Source organism: uncultured Thalassolituus sp. (assembly GCF_950066645.1).
In the GTDB taxonomy this organism is placed as follows: domain Bacteria; phylum Pseudomonadota; class Gammaproteobacteria; order Pseudomonadales; family Oceanobacteraceae; genus Thalassolituus.
Map to the genome: position 1 here is coordinate 91,722 of NZ_CATMFB010000009.1, position 19,226 is coordinate 110,947.

Genomic DNA, 19,226 nt, shown 5'->3' on the forward strand with positions numbered 1-19,226 from the left:
CTGAATACGGGCCTGGAGAAACCAGGCCCATGAACTTCGCACTCAGTCGCCGGAAGGTGTGTAGTTTGCCCAGATTTCAGGCTCTTTTTCCCAGGGCGGCACCCCCGGGGAGAAGCCACTGTCAGCAGCACTCGAATTCTGATACCAGAACTGTATCCGTTTCATAAAGTCCTGATCACTGCGGTTGCGAAAGATAAACCGTATTTCAGCATAAGTAATAACACGGTATTTGATGTCATCATCTACTTTGTACTGATAAACAGTACTCCTCTCGAAAGGGAATACGGCTTCTTCAGCTGCGACTCCGGGCTTTGAGATCACTGCATTCCAGTCCATGCCGTGATCAATTGCGAAATGAATAAAATGGTTATGCTTAACCAGAAACTCGATCCCTGCTTTACTTTTTTTGCGCCATCGCCGGTTGTTCGCTACGTCATCATCTGACGCAGGAACCTCAAGATCTGCATCATTGCGTACAACACCGTGGTATTTCTCGCGTGTACGGCAGAACTCGCTGAAATCTTTGTTCAGATAGTGACAATCGTTAACGGCTGTTCCCGTCAGTAACTGATCCAACCAGGCTACGGTATTTTTGCTGGCAAAGTCCATGCAGGTCCGCTGTGTAAGCTGCTGAATCAACCTACCCCGACTCCCTGAGAAGCCATAAAAGAAATCACCAGCGCAGTACGTTCTCCATGGGTCAGAAAATGGCATATACGGCCTCCGTGCAGACTAATATTCAGGAAGTGAAGAATCAGAATGTACGCCACGTCGAATCAACTTCGATACGACTGATATCGTCAGATATTTAAGGCTACGAAACCGAGCAAATGCATAAACTGAAAAAATTCAGCAGGTTGGCGGGACCACAGGAGATAGAATGCGCCACTGGCTTCAACAGCCAGACAAAATATTCCAAAAAGAATACGCCATAATCATTGCCTGGCAGGAATAGTCTATTCAGTGTGCCGGATTGTACGCCAATGACTGAGGGATAAGACGAGGCCCAATCCCAGCAGGCTCATACCGAGCAGGCTCAGCTGCCAGGGTGATGACGCTGGCGTCAGCTGAGACGTAGTCATCGCCCCGATCATTCCGGGAAAGTGCTCCACAACACCAATGGCCAGTATCGCCCAGGCGCTCCAGCGCTCCCCTCGTCGGAATGGAATAGCCAACAGAAAGACGATGGCGACGGCAGAAGACAAAAACCCTGCACCTTCAGTTTTCATCATGCCGAGATACAGCACCTGATACGCTGGAGGAAGCTCATCCCACGACGTCGATATTGCGGCCAAATGAAAAGGCAGAAGCTCAGAACTGAAGGTGTAAATCAGACCAAACAGAAAAAGACCGACTGCATTAAAGGAAAAGCAGAACAGCGCTAACTTTATTTTGATGCTTCCGTGCATATAGGGCTCCTGCGTCCAGTAGTCAGGCCATTCATTTTGGCCATTATCAATCGCGGTACCTGCAATCAGGCAGCGACAAAATTCCGAACACCTTACACTCTTTATCGAATATCAAAACGGACCAGGTTGGATATACCACTCAGGTCCTTTCATAACGAAGTAGCGTCGAGTCTATCCGATGGGATGAACTCCCCCAAGCTGAGAAGTAACTGATCAACATACGCTTGCTAAACGTCCCCATCGCCTCCCCCAGCTGCATCGTTACTGTTGCCATAACCCGACTCTTCACTGCCATCCCGGCTTGGAGCGAATACGCCAGCCAAAAAAATGTAACTCAGCAATGGTATTGAATCTTTCTTCTTCGTCTGGGCAAAGTCATCCCCAAGCGCAGCAACAGTAATCGCCGGACCAATTAAGGGAAGAAGCCAAGCCAATAGATAGATTGCACGCTTCTGGCCAGCTTCGAGTGATTCGGATCGAGATACATGATATGAAACAAAACTCGCCAAGTAGAGCACCAGGCTAGCAAAAATGATAAATAAGGTTATTCCCAAATAACTCATAGTTATCCTTAAGGTTCACTGCCGCGATAGCCGGAAAGTGACGCCAGTCCTAGAAAAGGCGTTGAATTATTCTCTGTCCGGAACGAATCTTACCGATGATTAAGCATGTAAACGAGCCTTATTAAAGTATAGTAGAGGTAAGCCTATAACCAATGCTAGCGACCAATCATAGAGCCATAACCCAAGTAATGTATGGGTAGCAATCACATACATTACCTGCAAAGGATACTTGTTACTAAACAGCAATACACCACACGTAGCACAAGTAACCATTGATAAAATAGTTAGATAGAAATACCCAGCGCCGTCTTCCGTTAAGGCACTGACAAGTATGTCTCCAGCAGCCTCATAGGTGCTCATCGTTTCAGGCTGGGCAACGAATAGCAGAATTAACCAAACACCTAGAAAATTAATTACACCAGGAACGCAAAGCACACCAGCCATCTTAAAATTCATAATCCCCCTAAGATACACAAAGTTCCGCCGTGGAACGTGTACCTCCTACGCGCCCCAGCAATAACCCCAATAGCCCTTACGAGCGGTTTGTAGTATCAAAAAGTTTCATCGGTTGGTTATAAGCGTTCTCAGAGTTCAATTTTACGCCCCCTATACCCGCCTCCACCTTTCGTTAAGGTCCATTGCTTCCACCCTGTAGATTTAAACTTCAGACCAGAGTTAGACTTCAACGTTTCGAGATACTGCTGTAAATGTACTCCACTACTCTCAATAGGAACAGTAAGGTCAAGCCTACCAGTAGAGTTTTCAGAGAGATGAAGATCAAATCGTGATATCCCAAGATGCTGTGGACTTTTGCCTTGGCTTACAAAATTCGCGTAATCAACTGGGTTTTGAAATTCTAGCGCGACGCCTGAATCATCCGTAAGTTGAAAGAAGTACTTCACGTAAAGTTCTAAGGGCCCTACTTCGGTCTTCATTATCGGGCGCAATCCTTCCAACCTTTCTGCGATATCATATAGTTCTTCCTGAGTTGCCACCCACTGATGCCGCATATATCGCCCAAGATCCGTCCAACCATATATCTCGTAGCGCTCCTTCATTTCACTGATAATGAAACTTGAAAAATCTGCTGGAGTGTCATGTCCTTCGTATAGGTATATACAAACATAGTCCGGTTCAGAGCATTGCGTGCAACGATCCAAGAATGCCTGCACTCTTCTCAGCGGCTTAATGAAACCCTTTCCCAGGCTCATGGAACCACTATATGTAAAAGCGCCTTTTCTCACTCTCTGACCCTTGATCCTACCCACGAAAAGTAAACACCATTCCAGGCACACTTCTCGTGATATTCCTATTCATACTCTGCTGGGCTGTTATAGCCTACCGCAGAGTGCCTTCGCACTCGGTTACAAAGCGGTTCGATGTATTCAAATACGAGCTAGTACGCTTCCTGCTTTGTCGTCAGCTGGTCAGCGTAAACGGATTCAACTTTGAGCCTTGGGAATTGATTCCATGACGGCGTTGTCCCAGCAGTTTCCCTTTCTGTTCATACTAGGCCGTATGCTTTTGCTGAGCAACCGATGCAGATATTCCCCTGAACGATACCGCACTCCGCGGTCCGAATGAAGGATCAGACCAGCCTTCACCTACCGTAAGTCATACGCCATCTGGCAGGTATCTATGACCAGCTGATTCGTCATGCTGAAGTCCAGCAACCATCCGATGATATCTCTCGAGTAAAGATCCATCACAACGACGTATCAATCAAAATTAACTACCGCGAGATCTGAAATGCGATACGCTCATCACCCCAAGAGTTCCTCACCTTGCCACAGCGCTGGAATCCCTTGGCCTCCAACAACCTCTGCATCGGCAGGTTGTCCGCGTGAGTGTCAACTTTAATATCCGAACACGCATTGAGACACCAATGAATACAGGAAGCTCCCACGCCAAGCCGTGCTTCCAGTACCGCCAAACGATGGACAACAGAGCACGGTCTGTCATTGAGCCACGCCCCATCGTATAGATCTTTGTACGTATCGTCTTCTTCATCAAGCAGCGCGAAGCACCCAACCAAGCGACCGTTTTGCCTGCATACGTACAGCCAACCAGACTCAATATCTTTTAATATAAGCTCCCGGGTTGGATAACCTTCCCGCCATTGCAGTGGGTTTCCGGATCGTATCATTGTTTCTCTTGCCGACACATAGACGTGCATTATAGTGTCGATCTCTCTGGATTCAGCGCGTGATATTTCCATAGATTACCTGACTGGAAGATAGGAACGGCGTACTAGTTTACGACGAAAACCTTCAGTATATTTGATGTACTTTTCTTCGCATTCGTTGTCATTTAAAGATCCTCATTAAGAAGTAGAGAGGTGTCTAATTTTTATGGGTAACTCGGAGGGCTATCGCCGATGACACGTGCTTGTCGCGTACTCAGTCTTGTTAATGGTCTGGCAGTGCCGCTTTACTGCCTGCGTAATATCCTTTTTTGAACAGTAATGTAGTGCTGCCGATCTGCAATGCATTTGGGTCTAATCCAGCGCGTTGCGCCTCCGCTGTTGCTTCGATTGGGACTGCTCCCGCTACATCTTTGGCGATACGACCATACGAAACATCTGGCGCCAGCTCTCTCAGCATAGACTCTATCTCGCTAGTGGTGACAAATTGCTCCACCCAAGCCGTTTGCCATTTACTTGACTGAAGGTACAGGTAGCAGTTCAGTGTAAGAGAAAGCAAAAGCAATGCTGGAATAATGTATTTGGTCATCATCTGGCTATTAACGCTCCGCTAAACGATGAGCGCTAGCGAGTCCTGCCCACGCTTTTTCTGGGCGATTTTTTATTGCCTTGTTAATGGTCTTTACTCCTCAATTGGATAGTAAGTGAAACCCGAATATATGTTCTTGTGCTCCTTTGGCATTTCATGAGTCATCTTTACTTCTAGCTCAGGTTCGACACCGAAAATTAGAGTAGAATCTGCACACAACTCAAGTTCAACTTTTAGCTGATGAATTACAATTTGAGCTGCCTCGTATTCTGTATCAGCCTCAATCCGACGCGTTGCGAAAAAACCAGCTTTCTGAACCTTACCATTAACTTCAAACATGTAAGGCTCCCCCTGAACGAATATAACGAAGTTCTTCATATGACCATTAACGCCCCGCTAGACGGCGGGTGATCTGCTACCTTATTTCCTCACTTGCTACTATTATAAAAAGAAGCTCCAATGACTCTGATATTAGCTCCAACTCGGCACTCTTTTTATTTTCAATATAGATTTGCCCAGGCTTTTGATCATCTGAAAGAAAACCAATGTCTCCGGATTTGCCGCAACCAGAGAAGCTTCCTATTTTAATAAACTTACTATTGCTTGTAGAAGGCTCTGGGGAGCGGATCTTAAAACTTTCATTTATGTCACAGACACCAAATGTTTCAAAGCAATCTAGCATCATGGGAGAAACAGATCTCGCCATTTCCAATTCATCTGAAGTAAACCACCTCAGCCTTTTGTAAATCTTGGGTCTAAACATAAAGAACTCCCTCAAAAAGGATTTCTTTGGCGACCAAGTTCGAATCTCAGCCTTTGCCTCTACCCACATCTCCTGAAATTGCTTTCTATTGTCTTGATTCATGATAAGTAGCTAACGCCCCGCTAGACGGCGAGCGAAGCGAGTCCTAGTGAAGGCCACACTTTTTGTGGCCGTAACGAAATTCAGCGGTTTGTTAGCAGCTTCAACGAAAGTTCTGTTTATAGCGATTTTCATCCCACTCCTCTCCGAATCCGGAGCTTCCTATCAATGCCTTCGAAAATCCGCGCTGATGATCCGCGTATACAGCAGCGATTGGACTGTCTCTGTAGAGGATTGAAAAGCTGCCGGAAGTAGACGACCACCCAATCTTTAGACTGGACGTATCAAGTGAATCAATGATTGCGGATTCAGAAGCGTATCTATTTATCAATACTGGCGTAGCTCCTTCAGCCATTGCTACCTTATTGAAATCTTCCCGGGACTCAATCGGGCTATATAAAAATACATCTTTCAGGATATTCCCACGATCAGACTCAATTAGGTAAGCCCAACATGAGGCTCCATCATTTTCAACTAAAACAGAATATCTTCCATCAGGACTGTCAAACTTCAGTCGGAACTCATCCATAGGCATGACCACCAAATCCTGCTAACGCCCGCGTAATGGGCGCGAGCTTGCGAGCGTCCTAATTGACGCGTTTGTTAGCTGCATGCCCATGCAATTGCGAGTTTATCTTTGTGACTCTCGCATTGTGTTATATGTGAGCAGCCTACATCTCCAAACATATATGGGAGATTATCCTCTGAATCTATTTGGAAAATGAGTTTCATGGGTGTTCCACATTCAGGACAATCGGGATATTCAACCCCCTGCACCCAATATGGCCAGCCAAGAAGCTTATCCTTCGGTAGGGGGTACTCCATGTCACAAAGCAAATCACTTTGCGCATCGGTCAACGTTACCCCTAAATTTTCAAGCTCTTCCCAATTGGGGTAATCTTCCTTTGATTCCCAGCCTATTATTTGCCTTTCCGGAAAGGCATCTTTGACGGGGCTTAAATCAGGTGACGCTATTACTTCACTTTTATAGTCAACAACTCTTACTAAAGTACTCTTTGAAAAAGGAAAGAATGCTTCACAGTTAACCTCACATTCTTTATCCCAGTTTGTGCAGTAAAAAACTTGCAGCATTCCCTCTCCGAACAAATTTTTCTCCGTCGCAGGGAGCTCTTGAGAGTTTAACTGTAAGAATAGCTGCATAGGCTCATTGCAGTTGCTACAACAAGGCCACTTTTCATCTCTCGAAATCGCTGGAACACCAGAAAATTTTGAAGACGTAGGGTTAGAGGCTTTTTCTAATGTGTTCGGGAACCAAGCCACCCTTCTATGTGACTCTAATATCGGCTTGAGACTCTCCCAGTTTTCTTTGGGTGAAGACTCAGATTCCTTTTTCTTGAATATATTGAAGATATTCATCATTCACCTGATCCATTTTTGACAGCTAACGTCGCCAACAGCGGCAGCCTTGGTGTGTGCCCATTTGTGCTTGAATGGCGTAGCCATGTGCAAATGGGCGCACACCAAGGCTGTCCAAGGGAGCGAAGCGACCGAACTGCTTGGCATTGTTAGGCTATAGATTGATCGAGTAGACCAAGAACTCTCGTCCATTACGCTCGAAACTTCCAACTTGCAAGAACCCATTAGACTCGTAAAGGTGATGCGCCGCAACCATGGATCGCTGAGTCCATAACACCATTTTAGAGCAACAGTCTGCTCTTGCCTCTGCAATCGCTTGAGCCACTAGGCGCTTACCTAATCCTTGGCCACGAAACTTAGACCTTACACCAAGCAACTGCATCTCGACCTCTCCGTCTTTTGCGAGTCGACTTGCCTTTGAACCAGGCGGGCCCAAATCGCTATGCTCGCAAGCTCAAAGCTCTCTCGATTGCGAATACCAAAGATGGCCCCCCTATCTCGTACCGCAGTTGCTTCAAATATTTCTTCTGCAAGTTCCGAATCTGTGAATCCTCCATCTACATAGACTTCTTTCAGAATCTCGGTAAGTTCAGAATCTACAATCTTAAGGTTTTCTGAGGTATCAAATTCAAAATTCACATCGGCTTCCATGCGGAGTGATAAGAGCCTAACGCCCGGCCTTGTGGCGCGCGCTTTTTGCGCGTCCTGCCACGCTTTTCAGTGGCTTCAACGGCCGCTTGTTATGCATTACTTCCAACCAGCTATGTTTGAGTAAGTTTCATAGCTTAGCGTCGTTACGTGATTATATTCCTTCCCGGTCTTTCGCTCGTATGCGGAAGAACCGACATACAATAAAGATTCAAATTCCATATCCTTCGGGAACGACTCTGGGTTACTTAATACTTCACTATATAAATCCTGGCCGTTAGCAACTACAACACACCTCGAGTAAAGAAATGAGTCAGGTGAAAAATACTCGTTTTCATTGATATACGATTCTTCACCAATCTCCTTCGCATGAGCGCGATTATCCAACGCATGAAGCTTTTGAGCTAGTATCTCTTCGAACTGAAAAATTTCATCTATCGACTTTTTTGAAAGTTCAATTACCGCCGGCTCAATAACGGCTTCATCATTTCCCTCATGACTCCAATCAAAAAGTGCAATAATCATCCAAAATGCTGCTTCAGTCATGAATTCTCCCTATGCACAACGCCCCACCAGAAGGCGAGCGAAGTGAGTCCTAGTGAAGGCCACGCTTTTTCTTGTGGCCGTAACGAATTTCAGCGGTTTGTTATGTGTTGGACTACAACGCTGCTTCGTATTCATTTATATAGTGCTCTATATCATGTGCTGTGCCAGTTACGGTAATTGCACCAGTTTCTCGATTTACTATGTATGGAGCGTTTCCGCAAACCATGTGTCGAAAATCACTAGATTCTAAATAGGCCTTACTCTGGTAGAAAAACACCCAGCCCCAAGACTTTTCAATGGTCTCATCTTCAAGCACAACGCATTCTATCGGGTCATGCGGATCTTGAATACGAGAAATTTCGGACTCTACGAGTTTCTGTGCGTCTTCTCTATTCATACTGGGACCCTGATCCTACCCAAGCAAAGGCGCGCGTAAGCGCGTCCAGCCCAAAGGGCGATTTTTCCTTGGCTTGTTAGCACCGATTTAACTCGTGAAGAACTTCTAATGCCAAGAATCCCCAGGTCGAGCCCGTACCGGGCTTATGTTCATTAATTTCTACTTTAGAAGTAACATCGTCCCAAAGATAGAGCTCGATTACCTTACTGCGATTTTCATCTAAATCCATTTCAAATTCGTAGAATCTCGCATCTGGAGTAAGAATAATTCCTTCGTCTGTACTCACGCCAGGGAAATCCTGTTCGTACTGTAATAATATGCTTTTCGCTGTATCTACACCTTTCTCCTCCAAGGCAATGGTAAGCCCTTTCGGAATGCCATTCTTTCGCCAGTAAGACGCCTCTTGATAAATCCGATGCTTTTCCAAGGCATTCTGCTCTTGAACATTCAGCTGGCGCTTCTTCTTAAGATATTCGATGTCCATGTTATGTAGTGCTAACGGTTCAAGAAGAGGCGCCGATTTTCGGCGTCCCTCTTGCTTGATTTGTTACACGATTATTTTGCAGTATGGTCATAAAATAGGACCTCTAAACCTGGCTGCATAGTACGTATTTTAGGTTGATATAAATAGCAGCTGATTCTAGCATAATTGTCTAGGTCGCTGCCTACCATACAAGTTTGCTCAAAGTTGATTTCACTTTCTTTGAATCTAATACGAAGCACCTTTGCGTCACCATTCAGTGCGGATTCAATTGCCGCAATACCTTTGGTGCATCTGCCATTTATTTCACGAACCACCACTAGCTTGCCTTTATTATCTGCGATCTCAACTTTGCCGTGGTAGGTTGCGTTTGAATCTAGTACTTTACCAACAAGTATATACTTGCCCTGTACCATCATGTGCAAGAAGTTATCTTCTGCTGAACAGAAAAATGGAAATAGTATTAGCAATATTGCAATCGTTCTTTTCATGACGTGTAACGCCCGCAGCAAAGGCGAGCAACTTGTTGCGAGTCCAGCACACGAAGTGTGCGATTTTGCCTGCGCTTGTTAAGTGTTTGACTGACGTACATAGTAAGTTAACCAGTATATTGGAGCGGCCACGATGTTAAAAAATAACATAGCAAATCCGATAGCAACACGAGCTTTTTTAGGACCTGACTGGAAAAAATTCCCCAGCATCCAGAACCAAAGCACTGTAGCTGATATGAACCCTACATCGATTAAGTAATCTATCGTCACTGGAATTTTTTGCCCGACTAACAAGGCATCCCAGTAAGAACTGAATGAGAGCCCAAATAACGTCACGGTGAATGCAAAAAGCAATCCACTGATAATCTTACGTATATTCATAGATACATTTAACGCCAAGCTAAGCGGCGCAGCTTTGCTGCGTCCTTGCTTGAGCGCCTTATTATGTTTTTATTGCTTATTCTCTGTACCAAACCCAAATAGATAACCTGCAATCGCACCAAGGATACCTATCGCAGCAGACTCAGAGCTTGGGTTCAGAACCGCCAATATACTTGCAAATGTAGCAACTATAACGATACCGGTTATTCGCACATTAAAAGTGCCAAAGCCTTCTTTCATGTGAGAGAACACCTTTACGATTGCGAATACCCCAAAACCAAGAACAGCCAGGATCGCTATACCTCTATTAATATCCATTTGAAATAGCACTTTTATAAAATCTTCCACGGTTTATCCCTAAAAACATAACGCCCGGCCTTTGGGCGCGCGCTTTTTACGCGTCCCGCCACGCTTTTCAGTGGCCTCAACGGCCGCTTGTTACTGATGCCAATCATAGACAGTCTCCCAAACTACACGCAGAAATCAAGCTTGTCCAAAAGATGGCAAATATTAAGTAAGCTGCGAAAGCCAACCACGCCAGCAACTTCTTTGTAGGTGACTGAATAACAACATTGCTAAAAAAGTACGCCCCTACAATTGCCGAAATAATTACCCATAGAAACTGAGATGAAAAAATAGCATTCGCAAACTTAAACCAATACGAAGAATAAACGGCTACAACCGAGATCACGATCGGCATGAGTAAAGCTGGCAACAACGATTTCAGAGTTTGACCTGTATTCATAAGCAGTAGTAACGCCCAAAGCAGCGGTTTATCCGCTGCCTTTGCTTGTTACATGTTGAACTCTATCCATTTATCACCTTTTCGAACAAAGCCTACTTCAGAGACTATATGAGACCACTGATTTTCAGGGTTATACACAATACTTCTAACTTTTTTTAGGCCTTCGACATCGTTAGAGCCTGTAACAAGCACCACATCTCTGGATGGTACATAAACAACTATATCTCCATTAACAGGGAAATTATCCTTTGTCCAAAGGTCGTCATAAAGTAAAAAAGATGCTTCATAAGTACCATCAGCCACAATCATCGAGATAGTTGACGGGTCACCTTCGATCTGTACTGATGGTATAGCCTTCTTCAAGTTGGCCATAGAGAGACTTTTTAATTCTTCTTCCTTTACACCTAGCTTGGCTATGTCTTCCTTCGGCATATACTTGATAGAAGACGGTGTATCAATAGCGTAAAGAATATATAGCACCTCATTTAGTTTTTCGTAATAGAAGGGAAATTCTCCATCACTCTCATTTCTTTTCATCAGTGCAGTTATCTGCGCAATGTACTCGATATCTTTAATAACGGGAAAGATATGACTCTTTTCCATCTTAACTTTAACGTCGGAGTTACTTTGCATTAGTGCTTTGCTATAGCTTTCGATTACAACGTCTAGCTCATATGGGCTTGAACGATAATTTTTGTAGGCGTTATCAAGGTATGTTGTAGATTCTTCTCCATCACTGTATGTCACCTCGACTTCTAGATGTCCTTTAATTTCAGCTTTAACTCCCTCTATTTTCGAAGAAATCGCGTTCACATACCTTTGAGCAAACTCTTTTTCACTTATAATTTCATCAGCAAAACTATTACCGACAAAAAAACATATGAAAGAAAGTATAACTATTCTTTTCATTATTCATCCAATTCCTGGTTATCTAAATACATGTAACGCCGCGCACAGCGGCTGGCGAAACTGGCGGTTTTTGTGCTGCGCAGCTGCACAAAAAGTGAAAGGTTTGACAGTCCGTTGCTGCGCCTTGTTATGCGCATTATGGGCCTTCAACTATTAGAGCTAATCTGTTCTGACTGCGCAGAACTTTTTTACAAAGATAAATTAGCTGAATGATGTAGCTATTTAGAACTTCATCATTTAATAGTTCATTTAGAAAATTAAACTCTTCAATTACCCATTGAATCTCAGATTGATTGTATTCCCATCTTAGACTTACATTTTCCGGCATGTGGGCAGAAAACTGTAGCCTATATGCTTTAGCAACTCCAAATATACACTCCGCAATACTTTCTGGCACATACACGCCATCATCCTCAGACTCAGGATATTGAGAGCTGCTCGCCCCTGCAGGTAAAACAGCAAAAGTATATTCAGGTTCTTCTAGCATTTTTTCCATTTAATTGAACTACACCAGCTATGGCGCATAACGCCCGCATCAGTGGGCGGAACGTAGGCTGCTCCACTGCATGCGATTGTTATGCATTTGGACCTACTTTTATCGCATATTCTTGTACTTGACGACAAATTCTTTGGCCTGTTCAAGTGTATCTGGATATGGAACAGTATCCTTATCTTTCGGGCCTACACGTATCTTTTGAAATCTAAACCCGTGATCAAACAAAAACCTCACCTTTTGCCACTGTTTTAGATCGCCCTTCTTCGGCGCTTTAAAGTGACGCCCCAGATTATGAGCTACCCCTCCGCAATGAGGACACTTCATTTCAAGCGGAACTCCATCGGTTAGAACAAATTCCCGTTTAAATGATTTGCGGCAATCGAAGCACGCAAAAGCCATATTGTAAGGTGTTCTATCCATTTACGATCCCATATTCATGGTTATGATGGCACAATCACGAAGATGCTTAACAGTTTATTCGTGAGCGTGCTCATTTACACACCCCTGTCCCTTTCAATATTTCGAGCATAACCCCCTAGCACCACTATGAAAAGTGCCTGAGGCGACGCCTTTTGCCAGCGTGAAAGCGTGCGTGTTCATTTACACACCGGAGGCATCTTTACATTTGGCACATTATCGCGCCGGGCTTGATTATAACTATATTATTTATATAGGCTATTTTTTGTTGATAAGCTTCATGGCGTGCTTGCTCATTTTGCTTTGATCCTGAAAACGCGCATTGTATTGAACAGATACCGAAATATACTGTTTATTCATCCATGTGTTTTTCATGAGAGAAGTTGATCCTACTGCGGCCAGATTTTCACACAAAAACGCCGGGCGTTGCCCGGCGTTTTGATGTTGCTTGTCGCTCTGAATCTTATGACTTCGACCAGGTTGTTCCCTCTGGTCCGTCTTTCAACACAATGCCCTTCGCTGCCAGCTCGTCACGTACCGCATCAGCGGTTGCGAAGTCTTTAGCTTTTTTGGCTTCGAGACGTTTCTGGATCATTTCTTCAATCCATTCTGCTTCGTCACCGGCACCTGATTGCAGGAAGTCCTGAGGCTCAGCCTGCAAAATACCCAGTACGCTACCGAGGTATTTCAGCTGGCTGGCCAGTGCGGCCTTTTCAGACTCACTTGCTTTGTTCACTTCGCGTACCAGATCAAACAGGGCCGCAAGGGCTTCTGGCGTATTGAAATCGTCGTCCATGGCGGCATGGAAGCGTACAGAGAACTCGTTGTCGATGTCCTTAGTGTCCGAGTCTGAGGAAACACCAGCATTCTGCAACGCATTGTAGAAACGTTCCAGCTTTACCTGAGCTTCCTGTAGGTGCTCTTCAACGTACATGACGTGCGAGCGGTAGTGGCTAGATATGAGAAACAGACGCACGGTCTCGCCGTTGTACTTCTCCAGAATGTCGCGGATGGTAAAGAAGTTGCCCAGTGACTTGGACATTTTTTCCGCACCTAAGCGCAGCGCACCGGCGTGAATCCAGGTGTTCGCATAGGTCTTACCGGTCGCGGCTTCAGACTGGGCAATTTCGTTCTCGTGATGAGGGAATTTGAGGTCCGGACCACCGCCGTGAATGTCGAAGGTGTCACCTAAGCAGCACGTCGACATGGCTGAACATTCTATATGCCAGCCCGGCCGACCGATGCCCCATGGCGACTCCCAGTGTGGCTCATCTGCTTTCGCACCCTTCCAAAGCGCGAAATCCAGCGGATCTTCTTTAACATCGCCGACTTCGACACGAGCTCCGGATTCCAGCTCATCAAGCACTTTGCCAGAGAGTTTTCCGTAACCATCAAACTTACGCACACGATAATATACATCGCCATTGTCGGCGGCGTAGGCATAGCCTTTTTCAATCAGTGTTTCGATTAAACGAAGAATGTCGCCAATATGACCAGTCGCCCGAGGCTCTGAAGACGGGCGCCCCATTCCTAGCTGGTCGAAGTCTTCATTCATCGCAGTAGCAAAACGTTCAACTAATTCGAGGAATGGCTCACCATTTTCATTTGCACGGTTAATGATTTTATCGTCAATGTCGGTGATATTTCGGATGTAATTTACGTCAAAACCCTTATGACGCAGATAACGCACAATAAGATCAAACGCCAAAAATGCTCGGGCATGCCCCAGGTGACAGAAGTCGTAGACGGTCATTCCACACACATACATGCCGACCTTGCCGGGTACGAGTGGTTTGAATTCTTCTTTCTGTCGGGTCAGGGTGTTAAATATTTTTAACGTCATGACTTAACCTTGTGTCAGGGACTTATCTTCGCGAAGTCCGATAGTGAGATTGAATGTGGGCTTATCAGCAGTGTGATCAAAACGATCCGCCACGTAGTAGCCTTCACGCTCAAACTGGAAATTAGCTTCTGCATTGACTGCGGCCAACGCAGGTTCGATGTAGGCGGTGATGACTTCCAATGAGTCTTTATTCACGTGCTCCATAAAATCCCCTTCTTCTTTGTCAGGGGTGGCGCTGGTGAACAGGCGCGAGTACTGGCGCAGCTCGGCTTCTTTGCATTCGGTCGCAGATACCCAGTGCACAACCCCTTTTGGCTTGTTGCCGTCTTCAGGGTCCAGGCCCAGGGTGTTCTCGATCAGGTTGGCGCGCACCAGGGTAACGTTACCTGCGTCGTCTTTCTCGTAGCCTGTACATTCAAGCACGTAAGAAAAACGCAGGCGGATTCGGTTACCCGGGGTGAACTTCTTCTTAAACTTCTTGCTGTACTCTTCTTTGAAGTCGTCCTGGTCAATCAGCAGTTCACTGGTGAACGGAATGTTACGCGAACCGAGATCAAGTTCAGGATGGAACGGCGCAGACAGCAGTTCTTTGTGATCTTCTGCCAGGTTTTCAATCACGACTTTCAATGGCTTGAGTACAGCCATCGCACGCGGTGCATTCTGGTTCAGGTCGCTGCGCACGGCGTGTTCGAGCATGGCAACATCGACCATACCGTCACTGCGGGTCACACCGATCATGTCGCAGAAGGTGCGGATTGAGCTTGGGGTAAAACCGCGACGGCGCATGCCTGAGATAGTTGGCATACGTGGGTCATCCCAGCCGGAAACAACCTGCTCGTCTACAAGAGCTTTCAGCTTACGCTTGGACGTCACTGTGTAATCGAGGTTCAGACGGCCAAATTCGTACTGCTTTGGCTGTGCTGGTACTGGCAGATTCTCGATAAACCAGTTGTACAGTGGCTTGTGGTCTTCGAATTCCAGCGTACATACGGAATGGGTAATGCCTTCGATGGCATCAGACTGACCGTGGGTAAAATCGTACGTTGGATAGATGCACCATTTGTCGCCCGTCTGGTGGTGATGCACCTTGCGGATACGGTACATGATCGGATCGCGCAGGTTCATATTGGGCGATGCCATGTCGATCTTAGCGCGCAGTACTTTTGCGCCTTCGTCGAACTCACCAGCACGCATACGCGCGAACAGGTCGAGGTTCTCTTCAACGCTACGATCACGGAACGGGCTGTTTTTGCCCGCTTCGGTCAGAGTCCCACGGTATTCACGAGCCTGCTCGGCATTCAGATCGCAGACGTAGGCTTTACCAGTCTTGATCAGTTCAACAGCCCAGTCGTGCAGCTGGTCGAAGTAATCAGACGCGTAGTGAATCTCGCCGGCCCAGTTGAAGCCCAGCCAGGTGATGTCGTCTTTGATCGCGTTGATAAACTCCTGACTTTCTTTCTCAGGGTTGGTGTCATCGAAACGCAGGTTGCAGGCACCGCCGAACTGCTCTGCTACGCCAAAGTTGAGGCACACAGATTTTGCGTGTCCGACATGCAGGTAGCCATTGGGCTCAGGCGGAAAGCGGGTCACGACCGAGCTGACACGACCGGCGTCGAGGTCTTCCTGAATGATCTTAGCGATAAAGTTATTGCTGGCAGGTGCGGTTGATTCAGTCATAGCGTTCCGTATCTGTACAGAAATCGGGCAAAAACGGTCTGACCTGCCACAGAGTTGCGCGGCGGCCATGTCAGCCCATAAAAAAGCCGGTATTATACGCGCACGAACCCCGTAAGGGATAGCCGACGACCAACAGAGATTGATTATGATTCTGCTGAAAACCAATTTTGGTGACATCAAAGTTGAACTGAACCACGAGAAGGCGCCTAAAACCGCTGCAAACTTCGAACAGTACGTAAAAGATGGCTTCTACGACGGTGTTATTTTTCACCGCGTGATCGACGGTTTTATGATCCAGGGCGGCGGTATGGAGCCTGGCATGAAACAGAAAGAAACCCGCGAGCCGATTGAGAACGAAGCGGATAACGGTCTGGCCAATGACGCCGGCACTCTGGCAATGGCACGCACCATGGACCCGCACTCAGCGAGCGCGCAGTTCTTCATCAACGTTTCTGACAATGCATTCCTGAACCACACCGGTAAAGATATGCAGGGCTGGGGCTACGCCGTGTTCGGTAAAGTGGTTGAAGGCATGGACGTGGTTAACCGCATCAAGGGCGTCCGCACCACCACCGTCATGGGTCACCAGGACGTGCCTGCTGAAGACGTGATCATTGAGAAAGCTGAAATCGTTGAGTGATATAGCTGACTGATGACTCACTATTTTATCTCTGACCTGCACCTGCAGGCAGACCGCCCAGCAATGACCGAGGGTTTCCTCGGTCTGCTGGACCGGCTTACCGATGCTGAAGCCCTGTACATTCTCGGTGATTTTTTCGAAGTCTGGATCGGTGATGACTACAGCGATGCCTTAGTCGAGCAGATCAAATCGTCACTGAAAGCCCTCAGCAACAAAGGCACAGACGTTGTATTTATGCACGGCAACCGTGATTTCCTGATGGGAGACACATTCGCCGCTGACTGCGGTGGCCGCATGATGGCAGAAGGTTCTGTGATACACGTAGGCGATGACAGTGCCCTGCTGCTGCATGGCGACAGCCTGTGTACCCGCGACGTCGAGTACATGAAAATGCGTCAGGTGTTCCGCAACCCTGCGTGGATTGCCGAGGTATTATCGAAGTCGATCCCGGAGCGTGTTGCACTCGGCCGCCAGGTGCGCTCAGAGAGCAAAGCCGGACAACAGATGAAAGCCGATGACATCATGGATGTTACACCGGAAGAAGTGGATAAAGCTCTGACGGAGGCTGGCGTCAGCCGCATGATTCATGGTCACACTCACCGGCCGGATACGCACCGCTGGGAGCACCATGGCGAAGCGCGCGAACGCATTGTTCTCGGAGACTGGGGCGATGACCACGGCTGGCTGATCCGCTGGCAGGCGGGAAGCAAACCTGTACTGGAGAAGTTCGGGTTCTGACCCGGACACCTCATGCTTTCAAAGCGACTTCAGACCAGTGTACTGACCTTAGTGGCACTGGTCGCATTTGCAGGCAATTCGGTTCTCTGCCGGATCGCCCTCAAAGACCAGACGATTGACCCCGCCAGTTTCACCTTCATCAGAATTGCGGCCGGTGCTGTATTTCTGGTGATTATTCTGCAGCTGTTCCAATGGCGAACAAAGCGCTCTGGCCCGCCCCAAAGCGCAGGTAGCTGGTTATCCTCACTGGCTCTGCTGGGCTATGCCGTTGCTTTTTCGTACGCCTATATTTCGCTGGATACCGGCGCGGGGGCCCTGATTCTTTTTGGCTCAGTACAGATAACCATGGTGCTGACCAGCCTGATTAAGGGCGAACAGCTCAGCATCGGAGAATGGCTCGGCCTGCTGCTGGCGTTCTGTGGTATGAGCCTGCTTCTGGTACCCGGTGCTTCAGCGCCTTCGCTTTACGGATTCGCTCTGATGGCCCTGTCAGGCATTGCCTGGGCAAGCTATACACTGCGCGGGCGCAACGCATTGGAGCCCGTTGCCGAAACAGCGGGCAATTTCTCCCGTGCGACCGTCCCTGCACTGTTGATTGCAATGGTATCTCTGGCTGGCGGATGGGTAGATATTTCCAGTACGGGGGTCTGGCTGGCTCTGGCTTCCGGAGCCCTGGCGTCGGGCGCAGGTTATGCCATCTGGTATAGCGTCCTGCCACACCTGCACATCAGTCAGGCCGCGGTTCTGCAGCTTTCTGTGCCTCTGCTTGCCGCGGCCGGAGGGCTGATCTTTTCTGCAGAGCCAGTTACCCTGACCTTCGTAGCGTCATCGGTACTGGTGTTGGGAGGCATTCTTCTGGTGATCTGTTCGCGTCAGGCAAACAACTGAGGTTCTGGCTCCAGCCAGACACCAAATTTTTCGTACACTGAATCCTGAACGCGTTTCTGTAGTGCGCGGACGTCTGCCAGAGTCGCACCCGCTGACGTGGTGAGTACCAGTGCCTGCTTTTCGTACATAGCCACGGGACCAAAAGGCTTGCCACGAAAACCACACTGGTCGATCAGCCAGCCTGCGGCTAACTTAGCACCATGCGGCTGTGCATAGACAGGCAGATCGGGATACCGGGCGGCCAACTGCCGTGCACACTCGTCACTGACGACAGGGTTCTGAAAAAACGACCCCGCATTGGGCACGATCGCGGGGTCGGGCAGCTTACTCATTCTGATGTCAGTGACGGCCTGAATCAGGGAGGCTGGTGTGATTTCTGCCGCGTTCAGCAAGTTCAGTGGTGCATAGCTGACCACAGGAGAGAATCTGCGCGGCAGGCGGAACCTGACTCTCAGAATCACAAAATCATTGCGTAACTCACGTTTGAATACCGAATCACGATACCCAAAACGACACTCAGCTGCGCTGAACGTACGCAACTGACGCGTACTGAGCTGATAGCCAGTCACAGAATCAATAAATTCGCCGACTTCTACCCCGTAAGCTCCGATGTTCTGCACCGGTGCGGCACCTACCGTACCTGGAATCAGCGCCAGATTTTCGATGCCGTGACCAAAGGCTATGCTCTGCTCTACCCACTGGTGCCAGTTCATTCCTGCATCAACATCAACGAGGCTGACCTCGTCGTTCTGCATCACAAGCTGAATCCGGCAGGATTCTGACTGCACTACCAGCGCATTAACTTTCTCACTGAGCAGTACGTTACTGCCACCGCCCAGCACTCTCAGAGGAAGTTGCGCCCGGGTCGCGTAGCCCTGCAACTGAATCAGCTCCGCAAGGCTGCGAAACCCAGCATAGGCAGAGGCTTCTGATACGAGCCTGAGGGTATTGCGGTCGGTAAGTGGAAAGTGCTGCTGCAGCATGTG

General features: G+C 47.5%; 27 protein-coding genes and 1 pseudogene. 3 read left to right on the forward strand and 25 right to left on the reverse strand.

Annotated elements, in window-relative coordinates:
- Window positions 1–42 precede the first annotated feature (42 nt).
- The 24 genes and pseudogenes from Q1L85_RS09760 to Q1L85_RS09860 form a co-directional block, all read right to left on the reverse strand.
- The gene (locus Q1L85_RS09760) at window positions 43–609 is read right to left on the reverse strand and encodes a hypothetical protein (protein ID WP_300433000.1); all 567 of its coding nucleotides are present in this window, start codon (window positions 607–609) and stop codon (window positions 43–45) included.
- A 347-nt stretch (window positions 610–956) separates the two neighbouring features.
- Window positions 957–1,409 (reverse strand): hypothetical protein, encoded by a 453-nt coding sequence (locus tag Q1L85_RS09765; RefSeq protein ID WP_300433001.1) that lies wholly within the window; start codon window positions 1,407–1,409, stop codon window positions 957–959.
- Between the two features lie 227 nt (window positions 1,410–1,636).
- Complete coding sequence (locus Q1L85_RS09770; RefSeq protein WP_300433003.1) at window positions 1,637–1,972, reverse strand: hypothetical protein; 336 nt, start codon at window positions 1,970–1,972, stop codon at window positions 1,637–1,639.
- Window positions 1,973–2,071: 99 nt separating this feature from the next.
- A complete protein-coding gene (locus Q1L85_RS09775) occupies window positions 2,072–2,428 on the reverse strand; it encodes a hypothetical protein (protein ID WP_300433005.1) in 357 nt (118 codons plus the stop codon).
- Between the two features lie 128 nt (window positions 2,429–2,556).
- On the reverse strand, window positions 2,557–3,216 hold the full coding sequence (locus Q1L85_RS09780) for a hypothetical protein (protein WP_300433007.1): 660 nt from the start codon (window positions 3,214–3,216) through the stop codon (window positions 2,557–2,559).
- Window positions 3,217–3,435: 219 nt separating this feature from the next.
- Window positions 3,436–3,558, reverse strand: a pseudogene (locus tag Q1L85_RS16735) (IS3 family transposase); the annotation flags it as partial.
- A 146-nt stretch (window positions 3,559–3,704) separates the two neighbouring features.
- Window positions 3,705–4,190, reverse strand: a complete 486-nt coding sequence (locus Q1L85_RS16740) for a GNAT family N-acetyltransferase (RefSeq protein ID WP_373914846.1) — start codon at window positions 4,188–4,190, stop codon at window positions 3,705–3,707.
- 190 nt (window positions 4,191–4,380) lie between these two features.
- Window positions 4,381–4,707, reverse strand: a complete 327-nt coding sequence (locus Q1L85_RS09785) for a hypothetical protein (RefSeq protein WP_300433009.1) — start codon at window positions 4,705–4,707, stop codon at window positions 4,381–4,383.
- A 90-nt stretch (window positions 4,708–4,797) separates the two neighbouring features.
- A complete protein-coding gene (locus tag Q1L85_RS09790) occupies window positions 4,798–5,043 on the reverse strand; it encodes a hypothetical protein (RefSeq protein WP_300433011.1) in 246 nt (81 codons plus the stop codon).
- 76 nt (window positions 5,044–5,119) lie between these two features.
- Window positions 5,120–5,569, reverse strand: a complete 450-nt coding sequence (locus Q1L85_RS09795; RefSeq protein ID WP_300433013.1) for a hypothetical protein — start codon at window positions 5,567–5,569, stop codon at window positions 5,120–5,122.
- 100 nt (window positions 5,570–5,669) lie between these two features.
- Window positions 5,670–6,101, reverse strand: a complete 432-nt coding sequence (locus tag Q1L85_RS09800; RefSeq protein ID WP_300433015.1) for a hypothetical protein — start codon at window positions 6,099–6,101, stop codon at window positions 5,670–5,672.
- 68 nt (window positions 6,102–6,169) lie between these two features.
- Window positions 6,170–6,946 (reverse strand): DUF1963 domain-containing protein, encoded by a 777-nt coding sequence (locus tag Q1L85_RS09805; RefSeq protein WP_300433017.1) that lies wholly within the window; start codon window positions 6,944–6,946, stop codon window positions 6,170–6,172.
- 151 nt (window positions 6,947–7,097) lie between these two features.
- Window positions 7,098–7,325, reverse strand: coding sequence for a GNAT family N-acetyltransferase (locus Q1L85_RS16745; protein ID WP_373914849.1), 228 nt, complete (start codon window positions 7,323–7,325; stop codon window positions 7,098–7,100).
- The gene (locus Q1L85_RS09810) at window positions 7,307–7,582 is read right to left on the reverse strand and encodes a hypothetical protein (RefSeq protein ID WP_300433019.1); all 276 of its coding nucleotides are present in this window, start codon (window positions 7,580–7,582) and stop codon (window positions 7,307–7,309) included. Before Q1L85_RS09810 ends, Q1L85_RS16745 begins: the two co-directional genes overlap by 19 nt.
- 108 nt (window positions 7,583–7,690) lie before the next feature.
- Window positions 7,691–8,137, reverse strand: coding sequence for a DUF4240 domain-containing protein (locus Q1L85_RS09815; RefSeq protein ID WP_300433021.1), 447 nt, complete (start codon window positions 8,135–8,137; stop codon window positions 7,691–7,693).
- Between the two features lie 112 nt (window positions 8,138–8,249).
- On the reverse strand, window positions 8,250–8,534 hold the full coding sequence (locus tag Q1L85_RS09820) for a YrhB domain-containing protein (protein ID WP_300433023.1): 285 nt from the start codon (window positions 8,532–8,534) through the stop codon (window positions 8,250–8,252).
- Window positions 8,535–8,610: 76 nt separating this feature from the next.
- Window positions 8,611–9,018: a hypothetical protein gene (locus tag Q1L85_RS09825; protein WP_300433025.1), complete on the reverse strand. Its 408-nt coding sequence runs from the start codon at window positions 9,016–9,018 to the stop codon at window positions 8,611–8,613.
- A gap of 71 nt (window positions 9,019–9,089) precedes the next feature.
- The gene (locus Q1L85_RS09830) at window positions 9,090–9,506 is read right to left on the reverse strand and encodes a hypothetical protein (protein WP_300433027.1); all 417 of its coding nucleotides are present in this window, start codon (window positions 9,504–9,506) and stop codon (window positions 9,090–9,092) included.
- 450 nt (window positions 9,507–9,956) lie between these two features.
- Entirely contained in the window at window positions 9,957–10,235 is a 279-nt protein-coding gene (locus tag Q1L85_RS09835) for a hypothetical protein (protein WP_300426216.1), read from the reverse strand.
- A gap of 445 nt (window positions 10,236–10,680) precedes the next feature.
- Window positions 10,681–11,541, reverse strand: coding sequence for a DUF1444 family protein (locus Q1L85_RS09840; RefSeq protein WP_300426217.1), 861 nt, complete (start codon window positions 11,539–11,541; stop codon window positions 10,681–10,683).
- A 136-nt stretch (window positions 11,542–11,677) separates the two neighbouring features.
- A complete protein-coding gene (locus tag Q1L85_RS09845) occupies window positions 11,678–12,037 on the reverse strand; it encodes a hypothetical protein (RefSeq protein WP_300426219.1) in 360 nt (119 codons plus the stop codon).
- 99 nt (window positions 12,038–12,136) lie between these two features.
- Window positions 12,137–12,457, reverse strand: a complete 321-nt coding sequence (locus Q1L85_RS09850) for a hypothetical protein (RefSeq protein WP_300426220.1) — start codon at window positions 12,455–12,457, stop codon at window positions 12,137–12,139.
- A 460-nt stretch (window positions 12,458–12,917) separates the two neighbouring features.
- Window positions 12,918–14,297: a cysteine--tRNA ligase gene (gene cysS, locus Q1L85_RS09855; RefSeq protein ID WP_300426221.1), complete on the reverse strand. Its 1,380-nt coding sequence runs from the start codon at window positions 14,295–14,297 to the stop codon at window positions 12,918–12,920.
- A gap of 3 nt (window positions 14,298–14,300) precedes the next feature.
- Complete coding sequence (locus tag Q1L85_RS09860; RefSeq protein ID WP_300426222.1) at window positions 14,301–15,974, reverse strand: glutamine--tRNA ligase/YqeY domain fusion protein; 1,674 nt, start codon at window positions 15,972–15,974, stop codon at window positions 14,301–14,303.
- 145 nt (window positions 15,975–16,119) lie between these two features.
- Between Q1L85_RS09860 and Q1L85_RS09865 the strand changes: the two genes are divergently transcribed.
- From Q1L85_RS09865 to Q1L85_RS09875, 3 genes are read left to right on the forward strand one after another with little or no spacing between them, the layout of a single operon-like run.
- Window positions 16,120–16,614, forward strand: coding sequence for a peptidylprolyl isomerase (locus Q1L85_RS09865; RefSeq protein ID WP_300426223.1), 495 nt, complete (start codon window positions 16,120–16,122; stop codon window positions 16,612–16,614).
- A 12-nt stretch (window positions 16,615–16,626) separates the two neighbouring features.
- The gene (locus Q1L85_RS09870; protein ID WP_300426224.1) at window positions 16,627–17,352 is read left to right on the forward strand and encodes a UDP-2,3-diacylglucosamine diphosphatase; all 726 of its coding nucleotides are present in this window, start codon (window positions 16,627–16,629) and stop codon (window positions 17,350–17,352) included.
- Between the two features lie 12 nt (window positions 17,353–17,364).
- Window positions 17,365–18,240 carry a DMT family transporter gene (locus Q1L85_RS09875; protein WP_300426225.1) on the forward strand — a complete coding sequence of 292 codons (876 nt, stop codon included), beginning with the start codon at window positions 17,365–17,367 and terminating at the stop codon, window positions 18,238–18,240.
- Here Q1L85_RS09875 and murB read toward each other — a convergent pair.
- Window positions 18,225–19,223: a UDP-N-acetylmuramate dehydrogenase gene (murB, locus tag Q1L85_RS09880; RefSeq protein ID WP_300426226.1), complete on the reverse strand. Its 999-nt coding sequence runs from the start codon at window positions 19,221–19,223 to the stop codon at window positions 18,225–18,227. The two genes, Q1L85_RS09875 and murB, sit on opposite strands and share 16 nt — an antisense overlap.
- Window positions 19,224–19,226 lie beyond the last annotated feature (3 nt).

Bases quoted from the DNA above. Each gene is read 5' to 3' on its own strand.
- Q1L85_RS09775 (WP_300433005.1), bottom strand. From the start codon at position 2,428: ATGAATTTTAAGATGGCTGGTGTGCTTTGCGTTCCTGGTGTAATTAAT.
- Q1L85_RS09830 (WP_300433027.1), bottom strand. From the start codon at position 9,506: ATGAAAAGAACGATTGCAATATTGCTAATACTATTTCCATTTTTCTGT.
- Q1L85_RS09820 (WP_300433023.1), bottom strand. From the start codon at position 8,534: ATGAATAGAGAAGACGCACAGAAACTCGTAGAGTCCGAAATTTCTCGT.
- Q1L85_RS16740 (WP_373914846.1), bottom strand. From the start codon at position 4,190: ATGGAAATATCACGCGCTGAATCCAGAGAGATCGACACTATAATGCAC.
- Q1L85_RS09800 (WP_300433015.1), bottom strand. From the start codon at position 6,101: ATGCCTATGGATGAGTTCCGACTGAAGTTTGACAGTCCTGATGGAAGA.
- Q1L85_RS09795 (WP_300433013.1), bottom strand. From the start codon at position 5,569: ATGAATCAAGACAATAGAAAGCAATTTCAGGAGATGTGGGTAGAGGCA.
- Q1L85_RS09760 (WP_300433000.1), bottom strand. From the start codon at position 609: ATGGACTTTGCCAGCAAAAATACCGTAGCCTGGTTGGATCAGTTACTG.
- murB (WP_300426226.1), bottom strand. From the start codon at position 19,223: ATGCTGCAGCAGCACTTTCCACTTACCGACCGCAATACCCTCAGGCTC.
- Q1L85_RS16745 (WP_373914849.1), bottom strand. From the start codon at position 7,325: ATGCAGTTGCTTGGTGTAAGGTCTAAGTTTCGTGGCCAAGGATTAGGT.
- Q1L85_RS09825 (WP_300433025.1), bottom strand. From the start codon at position 9,018: ATGGACATCGAATATCTTAAGAAGAAGCGCCAGCTGAATGTTCAAGAG.
- Q1L85_RS09870 (WP_300426224.1), top strand. From the start codon at position 16,627: ATGACTCACTATTTTATCTCTGACCTGCACCTGCAGGCAGACCGCCCA.
- Q1L85_RS09865 (WP_300426223.1), top strand. From the start codon at position 16,120: ATGATTCTGCTGAAAACCAATTTTGGTGACATCAAAGTTGAACTGAAC.
- Q1L85_RS09790 (WP_300433011.1), bottom strand. From the start codon at position 5,043: ATGTTTGAAGTTAATGGTAAGGTTCAGAAAGCTGGTTTTTTCGCAACG.
- Q1L85_RS09860 (WP_300426222.1), bottom strand. From the start codon at position 15,974: ATGACTGAATCAACCGCACCTGCCAGCAATAACTTTATCGCTAAGATC.
- Q1L85_RS09875 (WP_300426225.1), top strand. From the start codon at position 17,365: ATGCTTTCAAAGCGACTTCAGACCAGTGTACTGACCTTAGTGGCACTG.
- Q1L85_RS09845 (WP_300426219.1), bottom strand. From the start codon at position 12,037: ATGGAAAAAATGCTAGAAGAACCTGAATATACTTTTGCTGTTTTACCT.
- Q1L85_RS09785 (WP_300433009.1), bottom strand. From the start codon at position 4,707: ATGATGACCAAATACATTATTCCAGCATTGCTTTTGCTTTCTCTTACA.
- Q1L85_RS09805 (WP_300433017.1), bottom strand. From the start codon at position 6,946: ATGATGAATATCTTCAATATATTCAAGAAAAAGGAATCTGAGTCTTCA.
- Q1L85_RS09850 (WP_300426220.1), bottom strand. From the start codon at position 12,457: ATGGATAGAACACCTTACAATATGGCTTTTGCGTGCTTCGATTGCCGC.
- Q1L85_RS09765 (WP_300433001.1), bottom strand. From the start codon at position 1,409: ATGCACGGAAGCATCAAAATAAAGTTAGCGCTGTTCTGCTTTTCCTTT.
- cysS (WP_300426221.1), bottom strand. From the start codon at position 14,297: ATGACGTTAAAAATATTTAACACCCTGACCCGACAGAAAGAAGAATTC.
- Q1L85_RS09840 (WP_300426217.1), bottom strand. From the start codon at position 11,541: ATGAAAAGAATAGTTATACTTTCTTTCATATGTTTTTTTGTCGGTAAT.
- Q1L85_RS09770 (WP_300433003.1), bottom strand. From the start codon at position 1,972: ATGAGTTATTTGGGAATAACCTTATTTATCATTTTTGCTAGCCTGGTG.
- Q1L85_RS09815 (WP_300433021.1), bottom strand. From the start codon at position 8,137: ATGACTGAAGCAGCATTTTGGATGATTATTGCACTTTTTGATTGGAGT.